We start from the raw sequence: 12,864 nt of genomic DNA on the forward strand, positions 1-12,864 counted from the left end.
CACCGCGGCGCCGGCGACCGGGCCCGCGGTCTGGTGGCCGCCTCGGACGAGAGCGCCCTGAACGGCATGCTCGCCCTGCGCTCGGGCAACGCGACGGAGGCGTTCGACGGGCTGCTGACGGCTGCGGTCCGGCATGCGCGGGCGGCGCTGGAGCAGGGGAGCGGGAACGGGAACGTGCTGAATCGTTCCGCCGAGGAGCGCGGGGATCGCAGTGATTACGGGCCTCGTCGTGGCCTGCCGGAGCGATTCGGGGTATCGGACGGCCCCTTCTCGTACCCATACGCGCCCCAGGACTCACAGTCCTCGCACAGCGTCCCGAACCCCGACCTCGACATCGCCGTGCACCTGCTGGCACGTGCCACCGAGGCCGCCGTCTACACCGGCGACCTCCGCCGCTGCCGCGAGGCCGCCACCGTGGCCGCACGGCTCGGCATCATCCCGCCCGGCACCCTCGCGGGACTCGCCGCCGCCGTCGAGGGGCGGTACGAGGACGCCCGCAACCTCCTCAAGGCCGCCGCCGGCCGTTGCGGTCCCGGTGGCGACCCCACCCTGCTCATCCACTCCGGCATCGCCTCGCTGCTCCTCGGCGACCACTCCGGCGCCGAACGCGCCACCGTACGGGCCGCCGCCTCCGCCCGCGCCCGGGGCGAGACGGTCACCGTCCCGCAGGCCATGGAGTTCCGGGCCTACGCCGACTTCTGGACCGGACGCCCACGCGCCGCCGAGGCGGCAGCGGCCGACGCCCTCTGGCAGGCGTACGCCACCGGCCAGGACAACGGCGCCTGCCATCTCCAGGCCGCGCTCGCCATGTTCGCGGCGGTGACCGGTGACGGCGAGGTGTGCCGGGAGCGCGCCTCGGCGGCCCGTGGTCACGCCCGCGCCCACGGCCTGGGGCTGCCCGCCGCGCTCGCCCTGTGGGCGCTCGCCTTCCTCGACCTCTCCACCGGCCGCTTCGAGAGCGCTGCCGCCCAGCTGCGCGCCCTCGCCGGATTCGGGCCCGGCCACGGTCACCGGGCCATCCGGCACCTGGCCACCCCGCATTACGTCGAGGCCGCCGTCCGGACCGGTGACACGCGGGTCGCGCGGGCTGCTCATGCCGACTACGACCGGTGGGCTGTCGCTGTGCGCAGCGCGGACGACCTGGCGCTGAGCGCCAGGTGTCGGGCGTTGCTGGCGCCGGGGGCGGAGGCGGTTGATCACTATCGGACGGCTCTTGATCTGCATGCTCATGGGACGCGTGACTTCGAACGGGCCCGTACGGAGCTGTTGTTCGGGAGTGCGTTGCGTCGGTTGCGGCAGCGGACCGAGGCGCGGGATCGGCTGCACAGTGCGTTGGAGGCGTTCGAGACGTTTGGGGCGCCGCACTGTGCGACGCAGGCTCGGGCGGAGTTGCGGGCGCTGGGGGCGCCGGTGACTGTTGTGCCGGGGGCGGTGGATTTTGCTGCGCGGCTTACGGCGCAGCAGTTGATGGTGGCGCGGATGGCTGCGGAGGGGGCGACGAATCGGGAGATCGCTGTGCGGTTGGCGTTGAGTCCGCGCACGATTGATCATCATTTGCGGGGGGTGTTCTCGCGGTTGGGGATTCGGTCGCGGATTGAACTTGTGCGGTTGCTGGGGGAGGAGGGGTTGTGAGTTGGGTGCGGGCCGGTGGGGGCTGGTCGCGCAGTTCCCCGCGCCCCTAAAGGCCCGCTTGCCGCACCGTGAAGTCCATCGCGTCCCATGTTCCGCCTAGCGTCGGAGCAAGCCAACTGTCCGCCATCTTGCGGAAGGTGGCCGGAGGCAGCGCACCGGCTCCGGCAGGTAGCGCGCCGATCAGCGGCGCACCGGCTACCAGCGGCAGGTCTGCCAAGTTGCAACGGGAGGCCAGGTCAGGGGAGTCGGGCCAGCTGCCGATTACGCAGCCCGTGAAGTCCAGGTTCCTGCGGGAGAGTTCACGGGCCGTCAGTTCTGTTGTGTTGAGGGTGCCCAGGCCCGCCGAGGTGACCACCAGGACCGGTGCCGCCAGGAGTTGGGCCGCGTCCGCCAGCGTGCCGCCCTGTTCGTCGAAGCGTACGAGGAGGCCGCCTGCGCCCTCCACCAGGACCAGGTCGTACTCGGTTGCCAGTTTTGCGGCGGCCTCCGCCACTTCCGCCGGGCGTACCGGGGGGAGTGAGGCTCGGCGGGCTGCCGTTGCCGGGGCCAACGGGTCGGGGTAGCGGGCGAGTTCGAGGGTTCGTACGGCGCCTGCGAGGCGCGCTACCTCGTCGGCGTCGCCGCGCTCGTCCGGACGTACTCCCGTCTGGGCGGGCTTGAGGACGGCCACCGTGCGGCCCGCCGCCAGGGCTGTCGCGGCGACGGCGGCTGTCGTCACCGTCTTGCCCACCTCCGTGCCCGTTCCCGTGATCACCAGGATCGGCATGTTCATCCCTCCTGTGCCGCCGCGCACACCGCGCGCGTGATGCGGGCCAGGTCCTCGTCGCCGGTGACGTACGGCGGCATCGTGTAGACGAGGTCGCGGAACGGGCGCAGCCACACGCCCTCGCGTACTGCCGCCGCCGTGGCCGCCGCCATGTTCACCTCGTGGTCGAGCTGGACCACCCCGATCGCGCCCAGCACGCGTACGTCCCGGACACCGGGGAGTTCCGTCGCCCCCGCCAGACCGTCCCGCAGGCCGCCCTCGATCCGTTTGACCTCCGCCCGCCAGTCCTGGTCGAGGAGCAGGCCGATCGAGGCGCAGGCCACGGCCGCCGCCAGGGGGTTGGCCATGAAGGTCGGGCCGTGGGCGAGCACCGGGACCTCGCCGCGCGAGATGCCGTCGGCCACCCGGGGCGTGCACAGCGTCGCCGCCATCGTCAGGTAGCCGCCGGTCAGCGCCTTGCCCACGCACATCACATCCGGCGTCACCGCCGCGTGCTCCGCCGCGAACAGCGCGCCCGTGCGCCCGAACCCGGTCGCGATCTCGTCGAACACGAGCAGAACGTCGTGCGCGTCGCACGCCTCGCGCAGCACCCGTAGATACGTGGGGGAGTGGAACCGCATCCCGCCCGCGCCCTGCACCACCGGTTCGACGATCACGGCGGCCAGTTCGTCCGCGTGCCGTTCGATCGTCGAGCGGAGGTGGTCGGCGTACGACTCGTCGTACTCCGTCGGTGGGGCGTCCGCGAAGATCTGGCGGGGCAGGATTCCCTGCCACAGCTCGTGCATGCCGCCCTCGGGGTCGCACACGGACATCGGCTGCCAGGTGTCGCCGTGATAGCCGCCGCGCCAGGTCAGCAGACGCTGCTTGGCGGGGCGGCCGATCGAGCGCCAGTACTGCAGGCACATCTTGACCGCGACCTCTACCGACACCGATCCCGAGTCGGCGAGGAAGACGTGTTCGAGGCCCTCCGGAGACAAGTCGACAAGGAGCTTCGCCAGTCGTACGGCGGGCTCGTGGGTGAGGCCGCCGAACATGACGTGGCTCATCCGCGAGAGCTGGTCGCGCGCCGCCTCGTTGAGCACCGGGTGGTTGTAGCCGTGGATCGCCGACCACCAGGACGACATCCCGTCGACCAGTTCGCCCGAACCGTCCGCCAGCCGCAGCCGTACCCCGCTCGCCGACTCTACGACGAGCGGCTCGACCCGGCCCGGCATCGGCCCGTACGGATGCCAGACGTGCCGCCGGTCCAGGTCGAGCAGCTCGGACAGGGGCAGGTCAGGCATTGGGCGCGAGGTCCGTTCCGGCGCCTCGGCGGCGTACGGCGACCAGGTCCGTCCGGGGCTCGTTGACCGTCGGCGTGGCGGGGGCGGCCGTACCGCAGACACCGCCGCCGCCCTCGTGCGACCCGCACCCGCCGTCCGCGGATTCGTGGGAACCGCAGCCGCCGCCCACCGTCGCCCGGTGTTCCGGCAGCGTCACCTGGTCGGTGCCCTCGATCTCGAAACCGGCGTCGGCGATCATGTCGAGGTCGGCCTGGCCGGCCTGGCCCTCGGTGGTGAGGTAGTCGCCGAGGAAGATCGAGTTGGCCAGGTGCAGCGCGAGCGGCTGCATCGTGCGCAGATGGACCTCGCGGCCGCCCGCGATCCGCACCTCCACGTCCGGGCAGACGAACCGGACCATCGCCAGGATGCGCAGACAGCGCTGCGGGGTGAGGTTCCATTCCTTGGCCAGCGGGGTGCCCTCGACCGGGATGAGGAAGTTGACCGGAACCGAGTCCGGGTCCAGGTCGCGGAGGGAGAAGACGACGTCCACGAGGTCGTCGTCGGTCTCGCCCATGCCCGCGATCAGGCCCGAGCAGGCGGACAGTCCGGCCGCGTGCGCCTTCTGGACGGTGTCGACGCGGTCCTCGTAGGTGTGGGTGGTGGTGATCTCGCCGTAGGTGGCCTCGGACGTGTTGAGGTTGTGGTTGTAGGCGTCAGCCCCGGCCGCGCGGAGTCGTTCTGCCTGGCCGTCGGAGAGCAGGCCCAGGCAGGCGCACACCTCGACGCCCTCGTTCTGGTCCTTGATCGCCTTGATCGTGCCGGCGACCCGGTCCACGTCCCGGTCCGTCGGACCACGCCCGGACGCCACCAGACAGACCCGCTTGGCGCCCCCGGCCAGCCCGGCAGCCGCCGCCTTCGAGGCCTCGTCCGGCTTGAGCCAGGTGTATTTGAGGATGCCGGTGGTGGAGCCGAGGCGCTGGGAGCAGTAGGAGCAGTCCTCCGGGCACAGGCCCGACTTCAGGTTGACCAGGTAGTTCAGCTTCACGCGCCGGCCGAACCAGTGCCGACGCACCTTCCCGGCCGCGGTCACCACATCGAGCAGATCGTCGTCGGAGGTGGCCAGCACGGCCAGCGCCTCTTCGCGGGTCGGCAACTCGCGCCGCAGCCCCTTGTCCACCAGCGTCGTCAGCAGGTCCATGGAAGCCGATCCTGACGTATTCGACGGTCCGAGGGAAAGGAGAGTTCGTACAAGAGAGGTGCTTCGACGTGTGGGTATTGCCACATCATGGGTGACGGGGTCGGCCGCTAGTGTCTGTCCACTGCCTACAAACCTGTGCCTGCTCCGGAGGACCCATGGCGTTCGGCTGGATCGACGAGCAGGCCGAGGCGCGTCGGCGTGCCGGACTCGTACGGACCCTGCGCCCGCGGCCCGCCGACTCGCCGCTTCTCGACCTCGCGAGCAACGACTATCTGGGCCTCGCCCGGCACCCCGAGGTCACCGAGGGCGCCGCCCGGGCCGCCCGGCGGTGGGGCGGCGGGGCCACCGGGTCGCGGCTCGTGACCGGCAGCACCGAACTGCACGCGGAACTCGAACGCGAACTGGCCGACTTCTGCGGTTTCGAGGCCGCGCTCGTCTTCTCCTCCGGCTATGCGGCCAACCTCGCCGCCGTCACCGCGCTCGCGCCGCACGGCTCCCTCGTCGTCTCGGACGCGGGCAACCACGCCTCGCTGATCGACGGCTGCCGGCTGGCCCGGGGCACGACCCAGGTCGTCGGGCACGCCGATCCCGATGCCGTCCGCAAGGCGCTCGGCACCCACGCCGGGCCCGCCGTGGCCGTGTCCGACACGGTCTTCTCGGTCGACGGGGACGCGGCGCCGCTGGATCAACTTGCCGCCGCCTGCCGGGAGTTCGGTGCGGGCATGGTCGTCGACGACGCGCACGGGCTGGGGGTTCTGGGGGACGGCGGGCGCGGTTCCGCGTACGCGGCCGGGCTCGCGGGGGCGTCGGACGTCGTCGTGACCGTCACGCTGTCCAAGTCGCTGGGGAGCCAGGGGGGTGCGGTCCTTGGACCCGCTCCGGTGATCGAGCACCTCGTCAACGCGGCCCGTACGTTCATCTTCGACACCGGGCTCGCCCCGGCGGCGGCGGGCGCGGCCCTCGCCGCCCTCACGCTGCTGCGCCGCGAGCCCGAACGGGCCGCACGCGCGCGTGCCGTGGCGCGCGATCTGCACACCCGGCTGACAGCACAGGGGTTGTCGGCGGTACGACCGGACGCTGCCGTCGTCTCCGTGCGCGCGCCGTCCCCGGAGGGGGCCGTGCGCTGGGCGGCCGACTGCCGGGCCGCCGGAGTGGGCGTGGGCTGCTTCCGCCCGCCGTCCGTGCCCGACGGAGTGTCCCGGCTGCGGCTGACCGCCCGCGCGGACCTGTCCGAGGAGCAGATCGCACGGGCGGTACGGGTGATCGGCGAGAACCGACCGTAGATCCTTGGTGCTGCAGTGCCGTTGATCAGTGACACGCGACCGTGAGTCGGCGGACCGCGGCCGTGCGTCCTAGGGCGATCACCGGAACGCGGTGAGGAAACCTGTCCAGCTCTCGGGGGAGAAGAGCAGGACAGGCCCGGCGGCGTTCTTGGAATCGCGTACGAACAGTCCGGACCGGACTTCCGCGTCCGGACGGGCCGTCTCCACACAGTTGTTCGCGCCGGTGCTGTAGCTGCTGCGCAGCCATTGCACACCGGGCGGTTCGACGACGGACAGGACGTTCCGAGGCAGTGCGGTCATGGTGCCTCCTTACACGCCGTGTTGTAGACCGGCGATGAAATCCAACGAATCCTCGGGCGAAAGGGCGTGGATCTGAAGGGTGTTGAAGGCCTCGCTGTAGGCCTGGAGGTCTTCTTTCCGTTCGAGGTAGAGGCTACTCATCATCTGGTCGAGAACAACCACATCCAGGTCAGAAGTGCTCGGAAAGGAGAAGATAACGAAAGGGCCTGTGATGCCGGTGTAAGCCCCTGCGGTGAACGGCAGGATCTGGAGCCTCACTTGGGGCAGATGGGCCGCTTCCAGGAGCCGTTCCAGCTGACGCGTCATCACCTCTGGGCCACCCACTTCACGGCGCAGCACCGCCTCGTCGAGGACCGCGCTCAGGGCCAGCGGCGGATCCGAACGCAGTACGTCCTGCCGGGCCAGCCGCACTTCGACCAGGGCGTCGAGCCGGGTCTCCTCCAGGCCGTCCACGGCCGCCCGGGTCACCGCGCGGGCGTACTCCCGGGTCTGCAGCAGCCCCGGGACCACCGAGGTCTCCAGGGTGCGCATGGTGCTGGCCTGCGACTCCAGGCTGATGAAGTCCCGGTAGGTGGGCGGGAGTACACCACGGTAGGCGTGCCACCAGTGGTGCCGGCCGCCGTCCTCACCGCCCGCCAGTACGAGCAGCAGCTCGCGTGACTCGCCCTCCGGGACCTGGTAGGCATCGAGAAGTAACCGGACGTCCGCGGGTTTCACCCCGCTCGCGCCGGTCTCGATACGGCTGACTTTCGACTGGTGCCAGCCCACCAGTCGGGCCGCCTGGCCGCTTGTGAGTCCGGCCCGGGCACGCAGCGCGCGCAGTTCGGCACCCAGTTTTCGGCGGCGCACGGCGGGTCCGTACTGCATGGGCCACTCCTTACTCCTAATGAGCCGCCCAAATACGCTCTGGGGTCGCAGAGTTCACCGCTTCGAGCGACAGATATATGCATATCTTGGTGGATCGCACCCCGTGACCGGCGCGGGAATGGCAGTCTGGCGCGAAGCACCAGTCCGGGACCGTACTCGAACCAGCCGCTCCGTGTCGGGCTCCGGTTCCGTGGGAAAGGGACGACGCCGCCATGGCAGACCACCTGGAAGCATCCGTCACTCTGCCGAGCGATCCCGCCTCGGTCTCCGCCGCCCGCGCATATGTGGCCAACGTCCTGGCGGAATGGGGTCTGTCAGGTGAGAGTGAAACCGCCGACACCATCCGTCTGATCGTCTCGGAACTCGCCACCAACGCCGTACAGCACACCTTCGGGTTGTCACCCACCTTCACGGTGGACGTCGCCCTCGACCGTGACGAACATCTGCGCATCGGGGTGACCGACAGTCACCCGCGCTTCCCCAAGCGACTGCCGGCCGCGGTGCAGCAGGACAACGGCCGCGGAATGGTCATCATCCGTTGGCTGACCGCCGAGTCGGGCGGCAGACTCCGCGTCCGCCCCACCCGCGAGGGCGGCAAGACGGTGTCGATCGAACTCCCGTGGACGGCCCCGGCCAGGCCCCCGGTCACGGCGGCGGGCCAGCAGGAGCCGTAAGGACAAGTCGACAGGTATCGGTTCGTTCCTAGGCTCCGGTCCCGCCGGCGTGCGCCCGGCCGAAGGCGCCTCGTAGCAGGGCGCGGAAGGCGTCGGCGGCCGGGGCTGTCTCGTCGGTGCGGCGGACGACCGAGATCGTGCGGCGCAGGTCGCCGGGTTCCAGGAGCCGGGTTCCGACCGGGGTGACCGCCGTCCGCGCGACCATCTCCGGTACGACCGCCACCCCGAGGCCCGCGCTGACCAGTGCGCACACCAGGGCGTACCCCGGTGTCGCCACCAGCACCGACGGGGTCGCGCCGGCCCGGGCGAGGGCGGCCTCGACGCCCTGGCGGGGCGGATGGTCCGGCGCCATGCTGACCAGCGGCTGGCCCGCCAGCTCGGCCAGCGGAAGCCTCGACGCCTCCCCGGCCAGCACATGGCCGGGTGCGGTCACCAGGACCAGCTCCTCGACGAGGACCGGCTCGGCGGTGACCGATCCGGGCAGGGGCGCGGGCAGGGCCGGTTCGTAGGTGTGCGTGAGCGCGAGATCGACCTCCCCGGCGGCTACGGCGGCCACCCCGGACGGCGGTTCGTAGTCCGCGACCGACAGCCGTACGTCCGGATGGGCCCGGCGGAACGCGCTCAGGACCGGCGGCAGCAGCTGGATCCCGGCTGTCTGGAAGGTGCCGAGGCGGAGCGTGCCGCCCGACAGCCCGGTGAGTTGTGACAGTTCGTGCCGGGCGCGTTCCAGCTCGTCCAGTACCCGACGGGCCCGTGCCACCAGCAGCTCGCCCGCCGGTGTGAGCCTGGCTCCCCGGTGATGCCGTACGAGCAGTGCGGTGCCCGTCTCCCGTTCCAGCTTGGCGAGTTGCTGCGAGAGCGCGGGCGGGGTGTAGCCGAGGCGCTCGGCGGCGCGGGTGATGGACCCGGCCTCGGCGACCGCCACGAGCGCTGCGAGACGTGTGGGATCGTACATCCTGCGGCTCCAGGGACGGAGGCGGTGGCCAAGGCTTAACAACTGCTTAAGGCAGACCCAGGATATTCGACATACCTGCTGAAGGCCGGGCCGGGGCACGCTGGACGCCATGGACGCACAGCTCATCGCCTTCACCGGGGTCGCCGCGGGCATGGTCGCCATGCCGGGCGCAGATTTCACCGTCGTCGTGCGCAACGCCCTCGTCTCCCGGCGGGCCGGGGTCGCGTGCGCGCTGGGGATCACCGGCGGGCTGCTCCTGCACACCGCGCTGGCCGTGGCCGGTGTCGCCGCCGTGCTCACAGCGGTGCCCGCGCTCTTCCGCGCGCTGCAACTGCTGGGCGGGGCCTATGTGTTGTATCTCGGCGCGCGAACCCTGTGGTCGCTGCGCGGGCGCCGGGCCGAGGTGGCCGACGAGGTGCGGGCCGCCGTACGACCGTTGCGTCAGGGCTTTGTCACCAACGCGCTCAATCCCAAGGCGCCCATCACGTTCATGAGTCTGCTGCCGCAGTTCGTGCCGGCGGGCGCTCCCGCCCTGCCCAGGACGCTGCTGCTCGCGCTGATCGTCGTGGCGCTGGCCCTGGTGTGGTTCCCGGCGGTGGCACTTCTGGTGGACCGGCTCGGGCGGTGGCTGCGCCGGCCGCGTGCCGCCCGGGCCGTCGAGGCGGTCACCGGCACCGCGCTGACGGTCCTCGGGGCGCTGCTCCTGCTGGAGCCGCTGCTCTCGCTGTGACGGGCTGACGGGCTACGGGTCCCGGGGCGGGACGGCGGCTCCGGAAACCGCCGTACCGCCCCGGGGAGGTCAGCTGACCCGGCCGTACCAGACGCTCTTCGTCCAGATCTTCTGGAGCTTCACGACGTCCCCGGTCTTCGGGGAGTGCCAGATCTTTCCCTTCCCGGCGTAGATGCCCACGTGGTAGACGTTCGAGCCCGAGTGGAAGAAGACCAGGTCTCCGCCGCGGCGGTTCTTGGCGGAGATGTGCTTGGTCTTGTTGTACTGGGCCGCCGCCGTACGAGGCAGCTTCTTGCCCGCCTTCTTGTACGAGTAGAGCGTGAGCCCGGAGCAGTCGAACCTGCTCGGTCCCGCGGCACCGTACTTGTACGGGGAGCCCTTCTTGGAGGCCGCGATCTGAAGTGCCTTCGTCGACGGCGCGATTGCCGCGGCTTCTGTCGCGACTCCCGGTATCACCAGGGTGCCGCCGACGGCGGCGAGGGTGAGGGCCGAGGCCGTACCGGCTCGGGACATCATCGACGGAACACGATTGAGCGCAGACATGCGCAACCCTTCGTCAGCCGCCTGTGAAGGATGACCTGTCGGATTCGGGCTGGCGAAGTTGCCCGGCCGCTGACGCGGCTTCACCCCAAGGGCTGCTCGGCCCGGTCATGGCGTGACCGTCCCGGCGACCCGTCGTGCCTGGGTCCTCCACTCCTGCCGATGCACATCTGTCGACCGGTCATCCGGGCGGCGGCAGGACTCGGCGTCCACCCGGATCGCCCCGCCGTTGTGGCGGGGGCTTGTCGTCAGGAAGGGATCTTGGCTCATGGAAGTAGGAAAATCCCAATGGAATCAGGGCTTTGTGGCGTTACTCACCCGTGACCCATTCGGGTGGACACCCGTACCCTCGGGCCGATTTGGCGAGGGTCGCGCACCCCCGGACCAGCGCGGAAACATCGCGGTTCCGGCTGTGAACTACGCGCGTTTCGCAAGCCGAACGGGCCGACCGGGGGACATGTCACTACGCCGAACGGGGGATGTCATCCAGTCACTCCCCGGCTCGTTCCGGACAGTCCGTCGCCGGGACGGACGGGCCCGCCCGATACGGGTCCGCCGGCCGGGTGGGTCAACTGGCGGGCTCACGCGGAACGGTGACACGCGCCGTTCGGCGCTCCCCGTCGAGAACGCGCAGCGCACGCGCCAGCGTATGCGCATGCACCTCCGCTTCGCCACGCTGATGCATCAACTCCAGCGCGTCCCGCAGCGCCACCGCCTTGGCGACCAGAGCCTGCGCGGCCCGCAGTCCGCGGTACGTGTCCCCGTGATAGGCCGGGTTGATACGGCCGAGCAGATCGGCCACTTCGAGGTAACGGTCGATCAACTCGCCCTCCGCGCGCGTCAGGGCGGGCAGCGGAGGCAGTTCGGGCGGAAGCATCGGTGGCTCACCTCGTGCCGGGGGCGGGGTCCGAGGACCTGCGGCTGGGCACGACGCGGTCCACCAGCCCGTACTCCAGGGCGGCCTGCGCGTCGAGGATCTTGTCCCGCTCGATGTCCGCGGCGACCTGCTCCGGGCTCTGTCCGGTGTGCCGTACGAGCAGTTCCTCCAGCAGGGTACGGATCCGGCCCATCTCCTGTGCCTGAATGGCGAGATCGCTCACCTGTCCCTGGATCGGCCCGGACAGCGAGGGCTGGTGGATCAGCACCCGGGCCCCCGGCAGCGCGCTGCGCTTGCCCGGCGTCCCCGCGGCCAGCAGCACGGCCGCCGCGGAGGCCGCCTGCCCCAGACAGATGGTCTCGATGTCGCAGGTGACGAACTGCATCGTGTCGTAGATCGCCGTCATCGCGCTGAACGAGCCGCCGGGGGAGTTGATGTACAGCGAGATGTCCCGGTCGGGCGCCAGATATTCGAGATGCATGAACTGCGCCATCACGTCATTGGCCGAGGTGTCGTCGACGGGCGTCCCGAGAAAGACGATCCGCTCCTCCAGCAGCTTCGAGTACGGATCCATCGTCCGGCTCCCGGCACTGGTGCGTTCGGTGAACTCGGGCAGGACATAGCGGGCTGACGGTTCGTCGGTGTCGTGCATGCGCGCGGCCTCCTCGATAGCTTCCGTAAAAAATGTACAGGACGTACAGAGCTAGGGCGAGGGAGTACGGGCTTTGCGGTGGGCCTTGGACGCCGGGGTCCGGCAGCGCCCCATAGGGGCGCGGGGAACTGCGCGCCCAGCCACGGCGGCGCCGCAGTGAACCGACAACCCTTCGCCGCACCCCAAGCGGAGCGCTTACGCTGGAGCACATGGCCTACGAGATTCCGGTGACGCAAGCCAGGGCTGAACTTGCCGACCTGATCAACAAGGTGGTGTACGGCGGTGAGCGCGTCGTCGTGACGCGGCACGGCAAGCCCCTCGTCGCCCTGGTCTCCGCGGCCGACCTGGAACGCCTGGACAAGCTGGACGCGGCGGAGGAGCAGGTCGTCAGCGCCGTCTCCAGCGTCCGGGAGGTCGCTGCCGCGCCCGTCGAACGGCAGCGGTTCGGCATCGCGGCGGAGCACCGGGGGCCCGGGGCGCGCTGATCGCGCGGCCAGGACGTACACGTACGGGACCGGGTGCCCCCGTCCGCTGTGGCGGGGACACCCGGTCGGTTTCGTCGCGTGCGGTCAGTTCACCAGGGCGGGCTCCCGCTCGGCGGCCGGCGCCGGCTCGCTGTTCCCGTCCTCCGTACGGCCCTTGAGTGCGCTGCCCAGCAGGACCGCGCCCAGGCCCAGCGCCGCCCACCAGGTCAGGGTCAGGGCGGGACCGAGGGCCGCCGCGCCGTCGAAGAACGACACCGAGCGGAGCAGGGAGGCGCCCGCACCCGGCGGCAGCCACTGACCGATCGTGCCGGCCGGCTCGGGCAGGAGTTGCGGGGCGCCGGACGCGCCGGAGAACGGGTTGCCGATCAGGACGACGGTCAGACCGCCGAGGCCGATTCCCGCGGGTCCGAGCAGTGCGGCGAGTCCGGCGACCGCGCTGCTCACGGCGAGTGCGGTCAGCCCCAGCGCGGCGGCCTCGCTCCACCAGTCGCCGGTGAGCACCCCGAGCCAGCTGTGCGTGATCGCGGCGGCGGCCACACCGACCAGCGCGGCGCTCCCGAGCAGGGCGCCGGCCGCACGTACCCCACGCAGCCCGAGCAGCGTGACCACCGCGCCGGCGGCCACACCGGCGAGGGCCAGCGGC

Annotated in this window: 14 protein-coding genes, 1 pseudogene and 1 riboswitch; of the genes and pseudogenes, 5 read left to right on the plus strand and 10 right to left on the minus strand. The window is 71.1% G+C overall.

What is annotated here, in order from left to right:
- Window positions 1–1,632 (plus strand): LuxR C-terminal-related transcriptional regulator (locus ACWCRB_RS45565; RefSeq protein WP_451001701.1); only part of this gene is annotated, 1,632 nt, incomplete at its 5' end.
- Between the two features lie 46 nt (window positions 1,633–1,678).
- Here ACWCRB_RS45565 and bioD read toward each other — a convergent pair.
- From bioD to bioB, 3 genes are read right to left on the minus strand one after another with little or no spacing between them, the layout of a single operon-like run.
- Window positions 1,679–2,398, minus strand: a complete 720-nt coding sequence (gene bioD / locus ACWCRB_RS45570) for a dethiobiotin synthase (protein WP_451001702.1) — start codon at window positions 2,396–2,398, stop codon at window positions 1,679–1,681.
- Between the two features lie 2 nt (window positions 2,399–2,400).
- A complete protein-coding gene (locus ACWCRB_RS45575; protein WP_451001703.1) occupies window positions 2,401–3,681 on the minus strand; it encodes an adenosylmethionine--8-amino-7-oxononanoate transaminase in 1,281 nt (426 codons plus the stop codon).
- Window positions 3,674–4,858, minus strand: a complete 1,185-nt coding sequence (bioB, locus tag ACWCRB_RS45580; RefSeq protein ID WP_451001704.1) for a biotin synthase BioB — start codon at window positions 4,856–4,858, stop codon at window positions 3,674–3,676. The genes ACWCRB_RS45575 and bioB overlap by 8 nt, the downstream gene beginning before the upstream one ends.
- A gap of 155 nt (window positions 4,859–5,013) precedes the next feature.
- Here bioB and ACWCRB_RS45585 point away from each other — a divergent pair, with 155 nt between their 5' ends.
- Window positions 5,014–6,141 carry an 8-amino-7-oxononanoate synthase gene (locus ACWCRB_RS45585; RefSeq protein WP_451001705.1) on the plus strand — a complete coding sequence of 376 codons (1,128 nt, stop codon included), beginning with the start codon at window positions 5,014–5,016 and terminating at the stop codon, window positions 6,139–6,141.
- A gap of 78 nt (window positions 6,142–6,219) precedes the next feature.
- On the opposite strand, the gene ACWCRB_RS45590 is transcribed toward ACWCRB_RS45585, so the two are convergent.
- Both ACWCRB_RS45590 and ACWCRB_RS45595 read right to left on the minus strand, forming a co-directional pair.
- Window positions 6,220–6,441, minus strand: a complete 222-nt coding sequence (locus ACWCRB_RS45590; RefSeq protein WP_451001706.1) for a DUF397 domain-containing protein — start codon at window positions 6,439–6,441, stop codon at window positions 6,220–6,222.
- Between the two features lie 9 nt (window positions 6,442–6,450).
- On the minus strand, window positions 6,451–7,308 hold the full coding sequence (locus ACWCRB_RS45595; RefSeq protein WP_369036298.1) for a helix-turn-helix domain-containing protein: 858 nt from the start codon (window positions 7,306–7,308) through the stop codon (window positions 6,451–6,453).
- Window positions 7,309–7,520: 212 nt separating this feature from the next.
- On the opposite strand from ACWCRB_RS45595, the gene ACWCRB_RS45600 reads away from it, so the two are divergent.
- Window positions 7,521–7,982 carry an ATP-binding protein gene (locus ACWCRB_RS45600; RefSeq protein ID WP_451001707.1) on the plus strand — a complete coding sequence of 154 codons (462 nt, stop codon included), beginning with the start codon at window positions 7,521–7,523 and terminating at the stop codon, window positions 7,980–7,982.
- Between the two features lie 28 nt (window positions 7,983–8,010).
- Here ACWCRB_RS45600 and ACWCRB_RS45605 read toward each other — a convergent pair whose 3' ends face one another.
- Complete coding sequence (locus ACWCRB_RS45605) at window positions 8,011–8,937, minus strand: LysR family transcriptional regulator (RefSeq protein ID WP_451001708.1); 927 nt, start codon at window positions 8,935–8,937, stop codon at window positions 8,011–8,013.
- 109 nt (window positions 8,938–9,046) lie between these two features.
- On the opposite strand from ACWCRB_RS45605, the gene ACWCRB_RS45610 reads away from it, so the two are divergent.
- Entirely contained in the window at window positions 9,047–9,667 is a 621-nt protein-coding gene (locus ACWCRB_RS45610) for a LysE family translocator (protein ID WP_451001709.1), read from the plus strand.
- Window positions 9,668–9,736: 69 nt separating this feature from the next.
- On the opposite strand, the gene ACWCRB_RS45615 is transcribed toward ACWCRB_RS45610, so the two are convergent.
- The 3 genes from ACWCRB_RS45615 to ACWCRB_RS45625 form a co-directional block, all read right to left on the minus strand.
- Window positions 9,737–10,210, minus strand: coding sequence for a C40 family peptidase (locus tag ACWCRB_RS45615; protein WP_451001710.1), 474 nt, complete (start codon window positions 10,208–10,210; stop codon window positions 9,737–9,739).
- Between the two features lie 3 nt (window positions 10,211–10,213).
- Window positions 10,214–10,393, minus strand: a riboswitch (cyclic di-AMP (ydaO/yuaA leader).
- 382 nt (window positions 10,394–10,775) lie between these two features.
- The gene (locus ACWCRB_RS45620; protein WP_006374491.1) at window positions 10,776–11,084 is read right to left on the minus strand and encodes a hypothetical protein; all 309 of its coding nucleotides are present in this window, start codon (window positions 11,082–11,084) and stop codon (window positions 10,776–10,778) included.
- 7 nt (window positions 11,085–11,091) lie between these two features.
- Window positions 11,092–11,736, minus strand: a complete 645-nt coding sequence (locus ACWCRB_RS45625; RefSeq protein WP_451001711.1) for an ATP-dependent Clp protease proteolytic subunit — start codon at window positions 11,734–11,736, stop codon at window positions 11,092–11,094.
- Between the two features lie 209 nt (window positions 11,737–11,945).
- On the opposite strand from ACWCRB_RS45625, the gene ACWCRB_RS45630 reads away from it, so the two are divergent.
- Window positions 11,946–12,221, plus strand: a complete 276-nt coding sequence (locus tag ACWCRB_RS45630) for a type II toxin-antitoxin system Phd/YefM family antitoxin (RefSeq protein WP_451001712.1) — start codon at window positions 11,946–11,948, stop codon at window positions 12,219–12,221.
- An 84-nt stretch (window positions 12,222–12,305) separates the two neighbouring features.
- On the opposite strand, the pseudogene ACWCRB_RS45635 reads toward ACWCRB_RS45630, so the two are convergent.
- Window positions 12,306–12,864 (minus strand): annotated as a pseudogene (locus tag ACWCRB_RS45635) (ABC transporter permease); the annotation flags it as partial.

The sequence above is a fragment of the Streptomyces sp. NPDC002156 genome (assembly GCF_053593675.1).

Bases quoted from the DNA above. Each gene is read 5' to 3' on its own strand.
- bioD (WP_451001702.1), bottom strand. From the start codon at position 2,398: ATGCCGATCCTGGTGATCACGGGAACGGGCACGGAGGTGGGCAAGACG.
- ACWCRB_RS45605 (WP_451001708.1), bottom strand. From the start codon at position 8,937: ATGTACGATCCCACACGTCTCGCAGCGCTCGTGGCGGTCGCCGAGGCC.
- bioB (WP_451001704.1), bottom strand. From the start codon at position 4,858: ATGGACCTGCTGACGACGCTGGTGGACAAGGGGCTGCGGCGCGAGTTG.
- ACWCRB_RS45585 (WP_451001705.1), top strand. From the start codon at position 5,014: ATGGCGTTCGGCTGGATCGACGAGCAGGCCGAGGCGCGTCGGCGTGCC.
- ACWCRB_RS45610 (WP_451001709.1), top strand. From the start codon at position 9,047: ATGGACGCACAGCTCATCGCCTTCACCGGGGTCGCCGCGGGCATGGTC.
- ACWCRB_RS45595 (WP_369036298.1), bottom strand. From the start codon at position 7,308: ATGCAGTACGGACCCGCCGTGCGCCGCCGAAAACTGGGTGCCGAACTG.
- ACWCRB_RS45615 (WP_451001710.1), bottom strand. From the start codon at position 10,210: ATGTCTGCGCTCAATCGTGTTCCGTCGATGATGTCCCGAGCCGGTACG.
- ACWCRB_RS45600 (WP_451001707.1), top strand. From the start codon at position 7,521: ATGGCAGACCACCTGGAAGCATCCGTCACTCTGCCGAGCGATCCCGCC.
- ACWCRB_RS45620 (WP_006374491.1), bottom strand. From the start codon at position 11,084: ATGCTTCCGCCCGAACTGCCTCCGCTGCCCGCCCTGACGCGCGCGGAG.
- ACWCRB_RS45625 (WP_451001711.1), bottom strand. From the start codon at position 11,736: ATGCACGACACCGACGAACCGTCAGCCCGCTATGTCCTGCCCGAGTTC.
- ACWCRB_RS45575 (WP_451001703.1), bottom strand. From the start codon at position 3,681: ATGCCTGACCTGCCCCTGTCCGAGCTGCTCGACCTGGACCGGCGGCAC.
- ACWCRB_RS45630 (WP_451001712.1), top strand. From the start codon at position 11,946: ATGGCCTACGAGATTCCGGTGACGCAAGCCAGGGCTGAACTTGCCGAC.
- ACWCRB_RS45590 (WP_451001706.1), bottom strand. From the start codon at position 6,441: ATGACCGCACTGCCTCGGAACGTCCTGTCCGTCGTCGAACCGCCCGGT.